Raw genomic sequence first — 17434 nt, forward strand, 5'->3', positions numbered from 1 at the left:
TCGGTGTGACTGGTACTCAACTTCACGCTACCCCTCCCGCTCAGCGGCTGTCTTGCAGAAACCGGCGCCGTTCGCTGTCGGCAAAGCACTCGGGCACCCCGCGAGCGCGTAGTGTGGGGCTCTGGAATATTTGCATGGCTGACGCGCCGTTTCCGGGCGCCGGCCCAGCGCCCGGACCACCCCCGGCAGGGGTGCCGGACGCCGGCACGAGAGGTCCTTCAGTGACGTTTACCCAGGACGGGCAGCCCGGTAACGGCCCCTTGGCCAACAGCACCGCCAACGGCACGGTCGAAAGCCCCGCGGCCGACGGCGACGGCGCCGACCACGCGGGCCTCTGGCCGCGCCGTGGATCGGGTGCCGGCCGGCGGGGCGGCCCTGGGGGAGGAGGCCGCCGCCCCTCGGCCATGGTGGTCTCCGGCCTGCTCTCGATCGGACTCGGCGTCGCCGCGCTCAGCTTGCCCGTTCCCTATGTGATCGAATCGCCGGGACCCACCTTCAACACCCTGGGCACGGACAACGGCAAGCCGGTCATCACCGTCTCCGGGCACGAGTCCTACCCGGCCAGGGGCAACCTGGACCTCACCACGGTGTACGTCGACGGCGGCCCCAACGGACCCGTGAGCGTCTTCGAGGCCCTCACCGCATGGCTGAACCCCGCCAAGGCCGTCTACCCGCAGGAACTGATCTTCCCCACCGGCGTCACCAAGGAACAGTCGCAGCAGGAAAGCGCCGTGGCCATGACCACCTCGCAGGAGAACGCCGTCGCGGCCGCCCTGAAGGAACTCGGCATCCCGTTCGGGCAGAAGCTCCAGGTTGCCAGCATCCCCGACGACTCCGCCTCCAAGGGCAAGATCCAGGAGGGCGACCTGCTGGTCTCCATCGGCGGCAAGCCGATCTCCGCGCTGAGCGTCATCCAGTCCGAGCTCGCCGCCGGCAACGGCAAACCCGTCCCCGTGGTGGTGGACCGGGGTGGCAGCCAGCAGACGCTCACCATCGCCCCGGCCAAGTCCGAGAACGGCCGCTACCTCCTCGGCGTGGTGCTGCAGTACAAGTTCACCTTCCCCTTCGACGTGAAGATCTCCCTGGACAAGGTGGGCGGCCCGAGCGCCGGCATGATGTTCGCCCTCGGGATCGTGGACACGGTGACCCCGGGCGACCTCACCGGCGGCAAGCACATCGCGGGCACCGGAACCATCACCCCCGACGGCGCCGTCGGGCCCATCGGCGGCATCGACCAGAAGATGGTCGGCGCCCGTTCCGGCGGGGCCACTCTGTTCCTCGCGCCGGCGGCCAACTGCGACGAAGTCGTCGGCCACATCCCGGCCGGCCTGCAGGTGGTGAAGGTCGAGACCCTGGCCGAGGCACGGCACGCCGTCGAGCTCTCCGCGTCAGGCGGCGACACGGCCGAGCTTCCCGCTTGCACCAGGAACTAGACTGACCCCGGAACTAAGCCTCCGTGCCGCTCGTGGCACAAGAGACAACTGAAAAACAGCAGCACCGACGACCAGCTATGAGGTATCGAGTTTGTCCCGTCCCAGCACCGTCCCACCCGGAAGGCAACAGCAGCGGCGAGGCGCCCTGACGCCCACGCTGATTGTCGTGGCCCTGATCGTCGTGGGCTTCATCTTCTTCGCCAATGTGTGGACGGACGTCCTCTGGTACCAGCAGCTGGGCTACTTCGAAGTCTTCGTGACCGAGAACGTGTCCAGGATCCTGATCTTCCTGGCCGGCTTCGCGGTGATGTTCGCGGCCATGTTCTTCGCGATCCGCATCGCCTACACCGCCCGGCCGGTCTACGCCCCGGACTCCGAAATCCGGGACAACCTCAACCGGTACCAGGCCCAGCTTGAGCCGATCCGCCGCGTGGTCATGATCGGCCTGCCCGTCCTGTTCGGCCTCTTCGCCGGCAGCGCGGCTGCCAGCCAGTGGCAGAAGGTGCTGCTGTTCCTGCACCAGAAGCCGTTCGGCCAGAATGATCCGCAGTTCAACCTGGACATCAGCTTCTACATGATGACCCTGCCGTTCCTGGGCTTCGTCACCGGCTTCCTGATCAGCGTTGCCGTCGTCGCCGGCATCGCGGGAATCCTCACCCACTACCTCTACGGCAGCATCCGCCTGATGGAACGCGGCGTCTTCACCAGCCGCGCGGCCCAGATCCACCTGGCCGTCACCGGCGCGGCCTTCCTGCTGCTGCTCGGCGTGAACTTCTGGCTGGACCGCTACTCGGCCGTGCTGAACAACAGCGGCCGCTGGGCCGGCGCCCTCTACACGGACGTCAACGCCGTGATCCCCACCAAGGCGATCCTCGCCGTCGCCGCCGCGCTGGTGGCCGTGCTCTTCATCGTCGCGGCCGTGATCGGCAAGTGGCGGCTCCCCGTCATCGGCACCGCCATGCTGGTCATCACCTCCATCCTGGCCGGCGGCGTCTACCCGTGGGTCATCCAGCAGTTCCAGGTCCGCCCCTCCGAGCAGACCCTGGAAAAGACCTACATCGAGCGCAACATCGCCATGACCCGTGCCGCCTACGGACTGGATAAGATCCAGGAGAAGCGCTACGAGGCCACCACCAACGCCACCACCGGCGCGCTGGCCCCGGACGCCCAGACGACGGCGAACATCCGCCTGCTGGACCCGAACCTGATCTCCGACGCGTTCTCGCAGCTCGAGCAGTACCGTCCGTACTACCAGTTCCCCAGCACCCTGAACGTGGACCGGTACGAGGTCAACGGCAAGATCCAGGACACCGTGATCGCGGTGCGCGAGCTGAACCCCAGCGGCCTCGCCAGCAACCAGCAGTCCTGGCTGAACAAGCACGTCGTCTACACCCACGGCTACGGTGTCGTCGCGGCCAAGGGCAACAAGTTCACCGCTGACGGCAAGCCCGACTTCCTGCAGTCCGGCATCCCGTCGACCGGTGTCCTCGGCACCGACACCACCTACCAGCCGCGGATCTACTTCGGCGAAAACTCCCCGGACTACTCGATCGTCGGCGCCCCGGACGGCGCGCCGCACCGTGAGCAGGACCGCCCCGCCGCCAAGGAGGGCGACGCCGGCACGCAGTACACCTTCACCGGCAACGGCGGCCCGAACGTGGGCAGCTTCTTCAACAAGATCCTGTACGCGGTGAAGTTCCAATCCTCGGACCTCCTGCTCTCCGACGGCGTCAACGCCGATTCGCAGATCCTCTACGACCGAAGCCCCAAGGACCGCGTGGAGAAGGTGGCCCCGTACCTGACGGTCGACGGCAACGCCTACCCCGCCGTCGTCGACGGCCGCGTGAAGTGGATCGTGGACGGCTACACCACCAGCCCGTACTTCCCGTACTCGCAGCAGGAACAGCTTTCGGACGCCACCCGGGACTCACAGACCTCCGCGGGCCGGACCGCCGCGCTGCCCAGCAGCTCGGTGAACTACATCCGGAACTCGGTCAAGGCCACGGTGGACGCCTACGACGGCTCCGTCACCCTCTACGCCTGGGACGACCAGGACCCGGTCCTGAAGGCCTGGCAGAGCATCTTCCCGTCCACGCTGAAGCCGTACTCGGAGATGTCGGGTGCGCTGATGAGCCACGTCCGCTACCCGGAGGACCTCTTCAAGGTCCAGCGTGAGCTGCTGGGCCGGTACCACGTGACCAACCCGGACAACTTCTTCACCAACAACGACGCGTGGAGCGTCCCGAACGACCCCACGGTGAAGGACGACGGCGTCAAACAGCCTCCGTTCTACATGTCGCTGCAGATGCCGGACCAGGACAAGCCGGCCTTCCAGCTGACCTCCTCGTTCATCCCGCAGGTGGTCAACGGCAACGCCCGGAACGTCCTCTACGGCTTCCTCGCCGCGGACTCCGACGCCGGCAACCAGAAGGGCGTGAAGGCGGACAGCTACGGCCAGCTGAGGCTGCTGCAGATCCCGCCGGAGGCCAACGTCCCCGGCCCGGGCCAGGCGCAGAACAAGTTCAATTCCGACCCCACGGTGTCCCAGGCGCTGAACCTGCTTCGGCAGGGCGCGTCCGCGGTACTCAACGGCAACCTGCTGACGCTGCCCGTGGGCGGCGGCCTGCTCTACGTCCAGCCGGTCTACCTGAAGTCGACGGGGGAGACCTCCTACCCGACGCTGCAGCGCGTGCTGGTGGCGTTTGGCGACAAGATCGGCTTCGCCCCGACCCTGGACGAGGCGCTGAACCAGCTCTTCGGCGGCAGCTCCGGCGCCACCGCGGGCGACGCGGCGAACAACGGCCAGACACCGGCGACGCCGGGCCCGGGCACCGGGACCACCCCGCCCACCGGCGGCTCGAACGCCAACGCCGACCTCAAGGCGGCACTGGATGATGCGAACAGCGCCATCAAGGCCGGCCAGGAGGCCCTGGCCAAGGGTGACTTCGCCGCGTACGGCGATCAGCAGAAGAAGCTCTCCGCCGCCCTGCAGCGGGCGATCGACGCCGAGGGGAAGCTGACCCCGCCGGCCAGCGGCGGCAGCCCCTCGCCCACGGCGTCCCCGACGGCGACAGCCTCACCCTCGCCTACCAAGTAGCCGCATGGGCCCGGTGGCCGGCACCCCGTGACGGGGCGCCGGCCACCTCCAGCTAGGGGCGGTGCGATGCAGATCACGCCGCTACGATTTGGCCCCGCGTTCACCGGCAGGTAATGTTGTTGGTGCGACGCGGGGTGGAGCAGTTCGGTAGCTCGCTGGGCTCATAACCCAGAGGTCACAGGTTCAAATCCTGTCCCCGCAACTGGAAAGAAGTCCGGAACAGAAATGTTCCGGACTTCTTGCTTTAACCGGCGTGGCGGGTTCCGGGCCCAGGTACGGAACTGCGGGTCGGGACTCCGGGTTTCGGCGGGGGATGCTGAGGGGGATCAAGAAGGGGATGCCGGGGCCGGTGGTCGGGGCCAGGCCAAACGTAGGGTAGGCTTGATCATGCGACGCGGGGTGGAGCAGTTCGGTAGCTCGCTGGGCTCATAACCCAGAGGTCACAGGTTCAAATCCTGTCCCCGCAACAAAGGAAAGGCCCGGATCCATTGAGGATCCGGGTCTTTCGCGTTCCCGCCCCCTGCTGCCTTGGTTCGGTGCGCGGTCCCGGGCGGCGCAGTGACTGACCGGCCCCGGCCCCGGCGCAAGAGCCGAGGTCGGGGCGGTTTCGTTTAGCCGTCCTTGAGCTTCTGGTACGTGTCCAGGGCCCGGGCGCGGGACTCGGGCAGCCCTACCACCGGCTCCGGGTAGTCCCTGGCGCCGTCCGCGGCCTTCCACGGCTCGTGGATGGCCTTATCGTCCAGGTCAGCCAGCTCCGGGAGGTAGGCGCGCAGGTAGCGGCCCGCGGCGTCGAACTTCTTGCTCTGCGTCACCGGATTGAAGATCCGGAAATAGGGGGAGGCGTCCGCGCCGGAGCCGGCCACCCACTGCCAGTTGGCGGGGTTGGAGGCGGAATCGGCATCCACCAGGGTGTCCCAGAACCATTCCTCGCCGGTGCGCCAGTCCGCCAGCAGGTTCTTCACCAGGAACGAGGCGGCCGCCATCCGGACGCGGTTGTGCATCCAGCCGGTCTGCCAGAGCTGGCGCATGCCGGCGTCCACCAGCGGATACCCGGTCCGGCCCTGCTGCCAGGCCCGGAGGTCCGCCGCGGAGGGCTTTTCCCAGGCGAAGTCGTCGAACTCGGGCCGGAAGTTGCGGGTGGCCAGCTGCGGGTTCTCGTACAGCAGCTGCCAGCAGAACTCCCGCCAGCCGATCTCGGAGCGGAACACGCCGACGTCGGCGGGGGCGTGGTGCGGGAAGCGGGCGCGCAGGGCGTGCCAGACCCGGAACGGGCTGATCTCGCCGAAGCGCAGGTGCGGGGAGAGCCTGCTGGTGCCCTCGATGCCGGGCCGGTCGCGCCCGGTCCCGTACTCGGTCACGGGGCCGTCCAGGAAGGTCTCCAGCCGCTCGTGGGCGCCCGCCTCGCCGGGGGTCCATTCCTTGGCCAGGCCCTCGCTCCAGTCCGGCCGCTGGGGGAGGAGCTCCCAGTCTGTGAGGGTATCGGTGGCCGGCAGCTGTCGCTCACCGGTCTTGGCGGGGGCAGAGAGCTGCTGCGGGGCGTCCAGCGGCTGCCGGGGGTCCTGGGAGTCCAGGCAGGCCTTCCAGAACGGGGTGAAGACCTTGTAGGGGCCGCCGGAGCCGTTCCGGACGGTCCACGGCTCGAACAATAGGTTGGCCTGGAAGCTCTCGGCCTCGAGGCCCTCCTTGGCGGCCCAGTCCTTGAGGCCCGCGTCGACGGCCCGCTCCGGGCCGCCGTAGCGGCGGTTCCACAGCACGCGGGCCGCGCCGGTTTCCTTGACGAGGTCGCGGATGATCCGGTCCGCGCGGCCGCGGCGCAGCACCAGCCGGTTGCCGGCCTCCTTGAGGTCCGCGGCCAGGGACTCCAGCGAATGGTGCAGCCACCACTTCGTGGCGCCGCCCAAAGGCCGGATGCCGGGGGACTCCTCGTCAAGGACGTAGACCACCGTCATGGGCCCGTCGGCGGCGGCCCCCTCAGCCAGGGCCGGGTTGTCATCCAGGCGCAGATCGTCGCGAAGCCAAACCAAAGTCGAAGACATGGCTCAACGCTACTGGATGCCGCCCCGCAGAAAGCGCAGGGCAGGTAGCACGGGGCACAAGGTCCAGGAGGAGGGACGGGGCGGGAAAGCCCGGGTACGGCGAAGGCCGGGTTCCGCAGCGGAACCCGGCCTTCGCCGTCGTCGTCCGGCGGCGCGTCACGCGCCGGCGGGGACCCTTATCAGAGCTTGTCGAAGTCGGCCTCGTCCACGGTTGAGCCCGTGTGGGAACCGTTGCCGGCGCCGAGCGCCTGCTGGCTGCCGCCGGACTTCAGCGCGGCCAGCCGGGCCTCGATCTCGGTCTGCTCGCCGAGGTCCTCGAGGGCGTTGAACTGGGCGTCCAGGCTGGAGGCGGCGAGCTCCTGCTGGCCGCGGACCTTGGCCTCCTCGCGGCGGATCTTCTCCTCGAAGCGGCCCACCTCGGAGGTCGGGTCCATGATGTCGATGCTCTTGAGCGCGTCGTGGACCTGGCTCTGCGCGGCGGCGGTCTTGGAGCGTGCCACCAGTTCGTTGCGCTTGCTGGTCAGCTCGTTGAGCTTGTTCTTCATCTGGTCCAGGCCCTGCTTGAGCTTGTCCACCACCTCGGTCTGGGAGGCGATGCTCGGCTCGGCGGACTTGGCCTCGTTCTCCGCGGTGATCTGGCGCTGCAGCGCCACCTTGGCCAGATTGTCGAACTTCTCGGCGTCCACGGAGTCGCCCTTGGCCCGGTATTCGTCGGCCTTGCGGGAGGCGGCGAGGGCCTTGTTTCCCCAGTCCTGGGCGTTCTTGAGGTCCTCGTTGTAGTCATCCTGCAGCATCCGCAGGTTGCCGATGGTCTGGGCGACGGCGGACTCCGCCTCGGCGATGTTGTTGGTGTAGTCGCGGACCATCTGGTCCAGCATCTTCTGCGGATCCTCGGCCTGGTCCAGCAGCGAGTTGATGTTCGCCTTCGCCAGCTGTGCCATGCGGCCGAAAATGGACTGCTTAACCATGGTGCTACCTCTCGTCCTCTCCAGTGGAGTCACTGGAATCGGTGATCTGTGGATGTACTGCCTCTACCCGCCGGCCGGACCGGGTCCGCCGGCGCTAGTCTCTGTGAACCTGCTCCCGTATGGTCAGAAGCTGCCGGAGTCGCCGCCGCCGAAATCGCCGCCGCCACCGAAGTCGCCGCCGCCACCCCAGCCTCCGCCGGAGTCGCCGCCGCCCCAGCCGCCGCCTCCGCCGCCCCAGCCGCCTCCGCCTCCGCCTCCGTGCAGGATGGAGTTGATCAGGATGCCGCCGAGGATGGCGCCGCCCAGGCCGCCGCCTCCACCGCCGCCGCCAAACATGCCGCCCCGGCCGTAGCCCTGGTTGGCGTAGCCGCCGAACTGGTCGACGTCGGCCTGGGCCTGCTGGGCGGCCTGCGCCGCGAGGGCGTGGGCCTGCTGGGCGTACTGCAGGGCCGTGACCGCGTCCGTCCGGGAGATGGACAGGGCGTAGTCGAGGTTGCGCTGGGCCTCCGCCAGCCGGGTCCGCGCCTCGGTGCCAACGCCGCCGCGGCGGGCGGTGATGTAGTCCGAGGTGGCGCTGATCTGGGCCTGTGCAGACATGATGCTCTGCTGCAGCGAGGCCTGGGCCCGGCGGGTCTGTTCCTGCTGGTCGCGGATGCCGGTCAGGGCGGTGTCCAGGCTCTGGTGGGCGGCTTCGACCCGTTCCAGGGTGGCGATCGGATCGATCTTGCCGGCCTGGATTTCGGCCTTGACTTGGGCCAGGGCCGCCTCGACCCCGGCCACGGGCCCGGCGAGTTCAGGGTGTGCGCCGGACTGGATCATGGCGCGGGCCTGTGCGAGGTCCTGGGAGGTGTCCACGACGGCGGTTTCCAGTCCGTTGCGGGCCTCGTCAAGGTTGGCGGCCACCTTGGTGATGGCGCCGAGGAGGACGTTGGTCTGGTGCAGGCTTTCCTCTGCGGCCCGCACCGCCACGGCGGCCATGCTGGTGTCGCCGGCGTCGAGCTTGTCCTGCGCCGTGGAGGAGGCGTTCTGGACGAAGGCCAGCCGCTCCTTGGCCTGGGTGATGTTGTCCGTCACGGCGGTGAGGGCGCTGTCCGCGTACCGGGCGCGCAGGTCCGTGAGGGACTGGTCCGCCGCGGCGATTTTCGTCTCGGCCTCGCGGGCGCCGGTTCCGACGGCGGCGAGGGCCTGGGGCGCGTTCTTCTCCAGCTCGCGCAGGGAGTCGAAGTCGGCTTTCTGCTCCTGCAGGGATGCCAGAGCGGCCTCCGAGCGGCGGATGATCTCGCCATACCAGGAGCGCTGCTGCGCCTCGGTGTCGGGGATGTGGTCATCGAGCTGCTGCTGGAGCTTGAAGGATTCGGTCATGTGCGCCTTGGCGTCCTGCAGCGCCTTGGTGAAGTTGCCGACGGCGGCGTCGCCGTACTGGGCCTGGGCGAAGCCGAGTTCCTGTTCGCTGGACTTGATCGCGTCGTCGGCCTCGATCAGCAGTGAGCCGCTCTTGCGGCGCAGCTCGTCCACGCTGAGGCCGGCCAGCGGATCGAGGTCGGCCTGCTGCCCTTCCCCGGCGGTACCTGCCGTGACGGCCTTCTTCCGGCGGTTCCGCAGGTAGAGGTAGGTTCCCGCGCCACCGAGCGCGACGACGCCGACGCCCACGAGCACGCCGGAGCCGGCTCCCGCGCCGGAGGGCACGGTGCCGCTGCCGCCGCCGGCCGCGTCGCCCACGGCCGCCGCGGTATCGATGGCCGCCTGGGCGAAGTCACGCTTGCCGGCGCCGAGGTTGGCGGCGATGGCGTTCTGGGTGATGGTGCTCTTCTTGGAGTAAATGGCGCTGGCCGAGTTCGGCGAGAAGTAGTACTTGCCGTCGTCGGACATGGTGAGGATGACGTCCGCCCGGCCCATGCCCTTCTTCGTGGCAACCGCCTGCGCCCAACCCTCAGGGGAGGTGGGGTTTTCGAAGGTTTTCACGGTCACGACGTACAGGTTGTACTTGTGGTCCTTGAGCAGTTTCTGGACCGCGTCCTGGACCTCACCCTTGCGGCTTCCCAGCACGTTGGCGTCGTCCACGACGTTCTGGCCGGAGGGGATGGTGACCGGGTCCTCGGCCAAGGCCGGGGCGGCGGGCAGGACCAGCAGGCCGGCGACCCCAACCCCCGCGAGGAAACGTTTCATCATTGACCGCATCTGCAAACCCTTCAGCGCCTCGGTGGCCGGCACGGTCCGTGCCGGTCGTCCCAGAACTGCGGCAGCGCCCCCACGCAGGTGTGAAGCCGCAGGTCGCTGTGGCAATTCCATTTGATTCTATGGTGCCCCCCGGGGGCAGTCCATCGCCGGGAATATGCCACCAGCGAAAAGCCGGGGCGTTCAGGAACCTCCCAGCGAATGTCCGCAGTTGTACCAGTCTGAGCGACCATAGTTAATGGCAGACACGGATGAAAGGAAGTTCCATGACTGAGAACCCACTGCAGGGCGGCTCGCCGGATCCAGCACAGCCGGAGCGGGAGCCGGGCGAGGGCACGGACCGGTACGGCGCACCGGCGCAGGGTTCCGGCCAGGAGAACCCCACGATGCGGATTGACCAGCCGGGCCAGGACGCCCCGCGACCGGTCTACCCGCAGCACCAGCCGGCCTACGGCCAGAACCCGTCGGCCCAGAACCCGTCCCCGCAGACGCAGCAGTTCGGCGCTCCGGGACAGCCGTCGGGCCCCTATGGGGAGCACCAGCACGGCCAGCACCAGAACCAGCAGGGCCACTTTGCCGGCTGGAACGGCCAGCCCGGCACCCACCAGGGCCAGGGCCAGCACGCTCCCGGTTCCTCGTTCAACCACCCGAACAACGCCCCGCGGCGCAAGGCCGCCTTCGGCGTCCCGGTGCTGATCGCCAGCATGCTGGCGGCCGGCCTGGTGGGCGGCGGCGTCGTGGCCGGCAGCAGCGCCTTGATCGGCGGCCGGCAGGTCTCCTCCACTGGCAGCAGCACCCAGCCGGGCACGGTGATCGTCAATAACAAGGACGACGTCAACGCCATCACCGCCGCGGCGCAGAAGGCGTCGCCCAGTGTGGTGACCATCAAGGCCACCAGCGGCTCCGAGGGCGGCACCGGTTCCGGCATCATCCTCGACGGCGAGGGCCACATCCTCACCAACACGCACGTCGTCACCCTGGACGGCAAGACCGCCAAGGCCGCCGTCGAGGTCCGCCTCAACGACGGCAAGGTCTACAGCGCGAAGATCGTCGGCACGGATCCGCTCTCGGACCTCGCCGTGATCAAGGTGGACAACGCCAGCGGCCTGGTCCCGGCCAGCCTGGGCGACTCCAGCAAGCTGAACGTCGGCGACACCGCCGTCGCGATCGGCTCCCCGCTGGGCCTGACCGGAACCGTGACGGACGGCATCGTCTCCACCCTGAACCGCACCATCAGCGTCGCGTCCTCCGCCGCCCCCAAGGACGGCGCGGACAACTCCCAGGGTGGTGACCAGGGCTTTCAGTTCGCCCCTCCCGGCGGTGGCCAGGCGCCCAGCACCAGCAACCAGGGCAGCATCTCGATCAACGTGATCCAGACGGACGCGGCCATCAACCCGGGTAACTCCGGCGGCGCCCTGGTCAACAGCAAGGGTGAGATCATCGGCGTCAACGTGGCCATCGCCTCGGCCGGTGGTGACTCCAGCAGCGGCAGCAGCAACGGCAACATCGGCGTCGGGTTCAGCATCCCGATCAACAACGCCAAGCGCGTGGCCCAGGAGATCATCAGCAACGGCAAGGCCAGCCACGGCCAGCTGGGCGTCAGCGTCAAGGCCAAGCCCTCCGGCTCCTCCGCCTCCGGCTTCTCGGTGGGCGCGGACGTCGCCACGGTGGAGCCGGGTTCCGCCGCGGACAAGGCCGGCATCAAGGTCGGCGACGTCGTGACCAAGTTCCAGGACCTGGTCATCAGCGACCCCAACCAGCTCACCGCAGCCGTTCGCGAACAGGCCGCCGGCGCCACCGTCAAGGTCACCGTCCTCCGCGGCGGTCAGGAGAAGCAGGTGGACGTCACCCTGGGCGCCGCAGCCGACCAGTAGACACCATCGAAAAATCCGGCCGCAGCGACGGCCGGGTCCGTCACCTGGAAGGGGCCGCCCGGAACCGCAAGGTACCGGGCGGCCCCTTCCTGACATCCGGCTTAACCCCGGCCGGAGGTGGCCGCCGCTATATGGTTAGCTAGGAAGACCCGGCCGCGCCGGGAACCGCTCCCAGGCCACCACCCACCCGGCTGGCTGCCCCCGCACGGAAGGCTGCTGTAGACACAGTGGAAGAACCCTTGAAGATCATTGTGCTGGTCAAGCACGTACCGGACGCCCAGTTCGACCGCCACCTCAGCGGTCCGGACAACACCCTGGACCGGTCCGAAAGCATCCTCTCGGAGCTGGATGAGTACGCCCTCGAGGCGGCCCTGCAGCTGATCGAGGCCCGCGGCGGCGAGGCCGCCGGGAACAAGGTCATCGCGCTCAGCATGGGACCCGCGGGGGCCGTCAACGCCATCAAGAAATCCCTCCAGATCGGCGCTTCCGAGGGCGTGCACCTCTCCGACGACGCCCTCGCCGGCTCCGACGCGGCCGCCACTTCCCTGGCCCTCGCCGCCGCCGTCCGCCACCTCGGCGCCGACGCGCCCGCGGACCTCGTCATCACCGGCATGGCCTCCACCGACGGGGAGACCTCGCTGGTCCCCGCGCAGCTGGCCGAACGGCTGGGACTGCCGCAGGTCACGTTCGCGGCCAGCCTGGAGATCGAGGGCGGCACCCTCACCGCCCGCCGCGAGGGGGACACCTCCGCGCTCACCGTCGAGGCGGACCTTCCCGCCGTCGTCTCGGTCACGGACCAGATCAACGACCCCCGCTACCCGAACTTCAAGGGCATCATGGCGGCGAAGAAAAAGACCATCACCACCCTGTCGCTCGCGGACATCGGCGTCGACCCGGCACAGGTGGGACGCGCCGGCTCGTGGACCGCCGTTGAGACCGCCGAGGCCCGCCCGCCCCGTACCGCCGGGACCATCATCACCGACGAGGGCGACGCCGGTATCCGGCTGGTCGACTTCCTCGCCGCCCAGAAGCTGCTCTAAGGGGATCATCCATGGCACACGTACTGGTTTTCATTGACAACCCGGGCGAGGCGCTGAAGAAGTCCAGCCTGGAACTGCTCACCCTCGCCCGGAGCCTGGGCGAGGCCTCCGCCGCCGTCACCGGCGAACTGCACGACGGCGCCGCCGCCACGCTCGGCGACTACGGCGTCCACGCCCTTTACCGGCCCTCCGCTGCGGACCTGGAGGACTACCTCGTCGCTCCGAAGGCCGCCTTCCTGGCCGCAGCCGTCCGGGAGAGCGGTGCCACCACCGTGGTGCTGGACAACACCGCCGAAAGCCGCGAGATCGCCGCCCGCGCCGGGATCAAGCTTGAGGCCGGGGTCATCACCGACGTCGTCGCCGTCGATCCGGACGGCACCGCCCACAAGCCGGTCCTCGCCGGGTCCTACACCACCGCGGCCCGCGCCACCACCGCCGTGGCGCTGCTGACCGTCAAAGCCAACAGCATCACCGCCGAACCCGCCGCCGAAGCCACCGCGCCGCAGACCGCCACCGTCGAGGTACCGGCCGACGCCGGCGCCGCGGCCCGGGTGGTCTCCCGCAGCGCCAAGGCCGCCAGCGGCCGTCCCGACCTGACCGAGGCCCGGGTGGTCGTGGCCGGCGGCCGCGGCGTCGAGGGGAACTTCGGCCCGCTCGAGGAGCTCGCGGACGCCCTGGGCGGGGCCGTCGGTGCCTCCCGCGCCGCCACGGATGCAGGCTGGATCGGCCACGACGCCCAGATCGGGCAGACCGGCAAGACCGTCTCCCCGCAGCTCTACATCTCCGCCGGGATCTCCGGCGCCATCCAGCAAAAAGCCGGCATGCAGACCGCCCAGGTGATCGTGGCGGTGAACAAGGACGCCGAATCGCCGGTGTTCGAGATCGCCGACTTCGGCATCGTCGGAGACCTGTTCCAGGTCCTGCCGCAGGCCACCGAAGAGATCAACAAACGCAAGGGCTAGGCATTTGAATACCACCGCCACATCGGCACAAAGCCCGTTCGACCCGGCACAGCACCGGATCGGGCGGGTGCTTTGTTTCACTGCGCACCCGGACGACATCGACTTCGGCGCCGCCGGCACCATCGCGGCCTGGACCGCGGCCGGGGTAGAGGTCAGCTACTGCATCATGACTGACGGCGACGCCGGCGGCTTCGACCCGGACGCGCGCGAGGAAATCGTGCGGCAACGGATCGAGGAGCAGCAGCGGGCCGCCGGCCTCGTCGGGGTCACCGACATCCACTACCTGCACCAGCGCGACGGCTACCTCGAGCCCACCCACGAGGTGATCCGGGACGTGGTCCGGCTGATCCGCACGATCCGGCCCGACGTCGTGCTCGCCATGCACCCGGAACGGAACTGGGCCCGGATCCAGAAGAGCCACCCGGACCACCTGGCCGTGGGGGAGGCCGTCACCCGGGCGGTCTACCCGGCCGTGGAGAACCCGTTTGCCTACCCGGAGCTGGCCGCAGCCGGCCTGGAGGCCTATAAGCTGCCCTGGCTGTGGTTCATCGCCGGTCCGGAGGAGCGCGAGAACCACTTCGTCGATGTCACCGGCCAGGTGGAGCAGAAGCTCGCCGCCATACACGTCCACGTCAGTCAGCACCCCGACGTCGACGCCATGGACCGCACGGTCCGGGGGCTTCTGCAGTCCACCGCGCAGCGCGGCGGACTGCCGGCCGGCCGCAGCGCCGAGGCGTTCCACGTCGTGGCGGTCAACGGGCCGGAGACCATCGCCGGGTTCTAGTGTTTGTTTGCCCGCCCCCACTGCCATATGCTGACCATGTTTAAATCATATTTATGGAAGGCAGACTTTAATGGCGAAGACTGCGCAGCACCCCGTCCTTGTCATCATGGGCGTCTCCGGATCCGGTAAATCCACCGTCGCGGGCCTGCTGGCCGGACGCCTCGGCTGGGATCTGGCCGAGGGCGATGACCTGCACCCGGAGTCCAACGTCGCCAAGATGCACTCGGGCCAGCCACTGACCGATGAGGACCGGTGGCCCTGGCTCGAACGCATCGCGGAATGGATCCGGGACCACACCGACTCCGGCCGGCCCGGCGTCGTGACCTGCTCGGCCCTGAAGAAACGGTACCGCGACGTGCTCCGCGGGGAGGGCGTCACCTTCGTCTTCCTCGAGGGCAGCAAGGACCGCATCTCGGACCGGCTCGCCTCCCGGCACGGACACTTCATGCCGCCGGCGCTGCTGGACTCCCAGTTCGACGCGCTGGAAAAGCCCGCCGCGGACGAGAACGCCATCACCCTCTCGGTCGGCGCGACGCCCGCCGAAGAGGCCCAGGAAATCATCGACCGGCTCCACCTCGAGGCCGCCGGCACCGCCGCGCTCTGACCTTTCAGGCCACCCCCTCCCTTTAGGAATACCCTGTGAAAACACTTGCCCTGCAGCTTCCCGCTGCCGTCGAGGCCTGGTCCGGCCACGACACCCAACTCCTGGTGGTCGCCGCCGTGGGCATCGCGCTGATCGTCGTCCTGATCGCCAAATTCAAGCTCCACCCGTTCCTGGCCCTGGTCCTCGGCTCCGCGTTCGTGGGCCTGGCCTCCGGCGTCGAACTGGCCAAGATCATCAGCAACTTCGAGGACGGCGTTGGGGGCGTCCTCAAGGAAGTCGGCCTGCTGATCGCCCTCGGCGCCATGCTCGGCAAGCTGCTGGCCGACTCCGGCGGAGCCAACCGCGTGGTGGACACGCTGCTGGCCAAGGCCACCGGCAACCGCGTGGTCTGGTCCATCACCCTGGTGGCCGTCATCATCGGCCTGCCGATGTTCTTTGAAATCGGCCTGGTGCTGCTGCTGCCCGTGATTGTCCTGGTCACCCAGCGGTCCAAGATGCCGCTGATGCGCATCGCCATCCCCGCCCTGGCGGGCCTGTCCGTGCTGCACGGCCTGGTGCCGCCGCACCCCGGACCCCTGATCGCGATCAGCGCCGTCAAGGCCGAACTAGGCACCACCCTGGCCCTGGGCCTGCTTGTGGCCGTCCCCACCGTTATCATCTGCGGGCCGCTGTTTGCCCGGCTCGCTGCCCGCTGGGTGCCGGTGGGTGCCCCCGAGGTTGCCGGCGGCATCGACACCCGTAACGGGGCCGACCTGGAGGGCGTCAAGCGCCAGCCCAGCTTCTTGGTGACCCTGCTGACCATCATCTTCCCGGTGGTCCTGATGCTGCTCAAGGCCGTCGTGGACATCGTCTGGCCGGATCCCAAGACCGCCCCCGCGGCACGGGTCTTCTTTGACTTCGTCGGCCAGCCGCTCGTGGCAATGACCCTGGCGGTACTGCTGGCCATCGTGACCTTCGGCTACGCCGTCGGCTTCACCGGCAACAAGATCACCACCAAGATCGGCGCGAGCCTTGGCCCGATTGCTGCGATCCTGCTGATCGTGGGCGCCGGCGGCGGCTTCAAGCAGACCCTGATCGGCGCCGGCGTCGGCGACGCGGTCAAGAAGTGGGCCGAGGGCGCCAACATGTCCGTCCTGGTTCTGGGCTTCATCGTGGCCGTAGCGCTGCGCCTCGCCACCGGCTCGGCAACCGTGGCCACGGTGACCGCGGCCGGCATCGTGGGTCCGCTGGCCAGTTCGCTGACCCCCACCCACGCGGCCCTGCTGGCCCTGGCGATCGGTGCCGGCTCGCTGTTCCTCTCGCACGTCAACGACGCCGGCTTCTGGCTGGTCAAGGAACTGTTCGGCCTCAGCGTGGGGCAGACCTTCAAGACATGGTCCGTGATGGAGACGCTGATCTCCGTGGTGGGCTTCGGCTTCGTGATGCTGCTGTCGCTGGTGATTTAGCGCCGTTCGACTGATACGACAAAGCCGCGCCGGTCCCGGAATTCCGGGGCCGGCGCGGCTTTTGTCGTTGTCGAGGTATGTCCGCGCGGGCGGCTTAGGCGCCCAGCGAGGCCGCCGCCACCGTGGGCATGGTGGGTGTCTTGGACCCGCCCACCGGTTCCACCGTGATGCCCAGCGCCGCGGCCGAGCCGATGCCGGTGACCACGGCGGGCTTGGACAGCGCCTCGGCGTCCATCAGGCCCTTGGATATCGGGGCCGACCCGTCCTTGGGGATCAGCCACATCTGGTAGACCTTGCCGGACGGGGGAGCGGGCACGCCGTTCATCTTGACCACTACGGCGTCCTTCGAGGAGGACAGCGTCAGCGACGCCGTGCCGCCGCCGATGACGTCGATGGTTTCCTTCTTCACGTCACCGGCCTGCAGCACCTGGGCCATCGGGTCGTTCTGGTTGGCGATGTAGGCCCCAACGCCCACCCCGCCGACGGCGACGGCGGCCGCCGCTGCGACACCGATCAGCCAGGTACGCATGCCCTGCGGGCGGCGGCGCTGCTCCCGGCGCTGCCGGGCCGCGGCGAGGTCATCGGTGCCGGACGCCTGGGCGGCGTCCCGGACGGGCCGGGCGACCACCGGGGCGGTGGCACCGGGGAGGGCAACGACGGGTGCACCGGACTCCAGGGTCCCTGACTCCGGGGTCGCAGGGGTCGACGCCGAAGTGGCGGCGGGCAGCGCGGCGGAGATCTTGTCGAAGAGCCCGGCGGGGGGTTCCTCCTCGGCGGTGAAGCTCATGGCCAGAGTCTCCCGGGCCTGACGGACGCGCTCCTCGAACTCGGCCCGCTCGGCGGCGGGGGCGGAGGACACGTAGCGGTCGACGGCGTCGCGTTCGCCGTCGTCGAGGGCGTGCAGCGCGTACACCTCGGCTAAGTCCACGGCGCGGCCGGAGGCGAGATCGGTGGCGATGTCGGCGGAGAAACCGCCGGCGGGTCGCCCGCCGTTCAGCGGATTAATGTCGTTCATC

At 69.1% G+C, this 17434-nt stretch carries 12 protein-coding genes and 2 tRNA genes; 10 read left to right on the plus strand and 4 right to left on the minus strand.

All coding sequences use genetic code 11. The features are described 5' to 3' along the window. Positions 1–221: 221 nt before the first annotated feature. The 4 genes from ABC337_RS13450 (at position 222) to ABC337_RS13465 (ending at position 4997) form a co-directional block, all read left to right on the plus strand. On the plus strand, positions 222–1433 hold the full coding sequence (locus ABC337_RS13450) for a YlbL family protein (RefSeq protein ID WP_412883539.1): 1212 nt from the start codon (positions 222–224) through the stop codon (positions 1431–1433). A 91-nt stretch (positions 1434–1524) separates the two neighbouring features. Next, positions 1525–4530: a UPF0182 family membrane protein gene (locus ABC337_RS13455; RefSeq protein ID WP_412883538.1), complete on the plus strand. Its 3006-nt coding sequence runs from the start codon at positions 1525–1527 to the stop codon at positions 4528–4530. Between the two features lie 128 nt (positions 4531–4658). Next, positions 4659–4732 (plus strand) — tRNA-Met (locus ABC337_RS13460). A 191-nt stretch (positions 4733–4923) separates the two neighbouring features. Then, positions 4924–4997: transfer RNA gene (locus tag ABC337_RS13465), tRNA-Met, on the plus strand. Positions 4998–5141: 144 nt separating this feature from the next. Here ABC337_RS13465 and ABC337_RS13470 read toward each other — a convergent pair. The 3 genes from ABC337_RS13470 to ABC337_RS13480 form a co-directional block, all read right to left on the minus strand. Beyond that, complete coding sequence (locus ABC337_RS13470; protein ID WP_412883537.1) at positions 5142–6566, minus strand: cryptochrome/photolyase family protein; 1425 nt, start codon at positions 6564–6566, stop codon at positions 5142–5144. 179 nt (positions 6567–6745) lie between these two features. Further along, positions 6746–7534, minus strand: coding sequence for a PspA/IM30 family protein (locus tag ABC337_RS13475; RefSeq protein WP_290255714.1), 789 nt, complete (start codon positions 7532–7534; stop codon positions 6746–6748). 123 nt (positions 7535–7657) lie between these two features. After that, on the minus strand, positions 7658–9712 hold the full coding sequence (locus tag ABC337_RS13480; protein WP_412883536.1) for a TPM domain-containing protein: 2055 nt from the start codon (positions 9710–9712) through the stop codon (positions 7658–7660). Positions 9713–9975: 263 nt separating this feature from the next. Here ABC337_RS13480 and ABC337_RS13485 point away from each other — a divergent pair, with 263 nt between their 5' ends. The 6 genes from ABC337_RS13485 (at position 9976) to ABC337_RS13510 (ending at position 16418) form a co-directional block, all read left to right on the plus strand. After that, positions 9976–11583 carry a S1C family serine protease gene (locus ABC337_RS13485; RefSeq protein ID WP_412883535.1) on the plus strand — a complete coding sequence of 536 codons (1608 nt, stop codon included), beginning with the start codon at positions 9976–9978 and terminating at the stop codon, positions 11581–11583. 239 nt (positions 11584–11822) lie between these two features. Then, a complete protein-coding gene (locus ABC337_RS13490; RefSeq protein WP_412883534.1) occupies positions 11823–12623 on the plus strand; it encodes an electron transfer flavoprotein subunit beta/FixA family protein in 801 nt (266 codons plus the stop codon). 11 nt (positions 12624–12634) lie between these two features. Beyond that, positions 12635–13585, plus strand: a complete 951-nt coding sequence (locus ABC337_RS13495) for an electron transfer flavoprotein subunit alpha/FixB family protein (RefSeq protein WP_412883533.1) — start codon at positions 12635–12637, stop codon at positions 13583–13585. Positions 13586–13589: 4 nt separating this feature from the next. After that, positions 13590–14369: a PIG-L deacetylase family protein gene (locus tag ABC337_RS13500; RefSeq protein ID WP_412883532.1), complete on the plus strand. Its 780-nt coding sequence runs from the start codon at positions 13590–13592 to the stop codon at positions 14367–14369. Positions 14370–14439: 70 nt separating this feature from the next. Then, a complete protein-coding gene (locus ABC337_RS13505; RefSeq protein ID WP_290255708.1) occupies positions 14440–14973 on the plus strand; it encodes a gluconokinase in 534 nt (177 codons plus the stop codon). 35 nt (positions 14974–15008) lie between these two features. Further along, on the plus strand, positions 15009–16418 hold the full coding sequence (locus ABC337_RS13510; protein ID WP_412883531.1) for a GntT/GntP/DsdX family permease: 1410 nt from the start codon (positions 15009–15011) through the stop codon (positions 16416–16418). A gap of 94 nt (positions 16419–16512) precedes the next feature. Here ABC337_RS13510 and ABC337_RS13515 read toward each other — a convergent pair whose 3' ends face one another. Then, positions 16513–17433, minus strand: a complete 921-nt coding sequence (locus ABC337_RS13515; RefSeq protein WP_412883530.1) for an anti-sigma factor — start codon at positions 17431–17433, stop codon at positions 16513–16515. Position 17434 lies beyond the last annotated feature (1 nt).

The organism is Arthrobacter phoenicis, from assembly GCF_047238215.1.
In the GTDB taxonomy this organism is placed as follows: Bacteria; Actinomycetota; Actinomycetes; order Actinomycetales; family Micrococcaceae; genus Arthrobacter.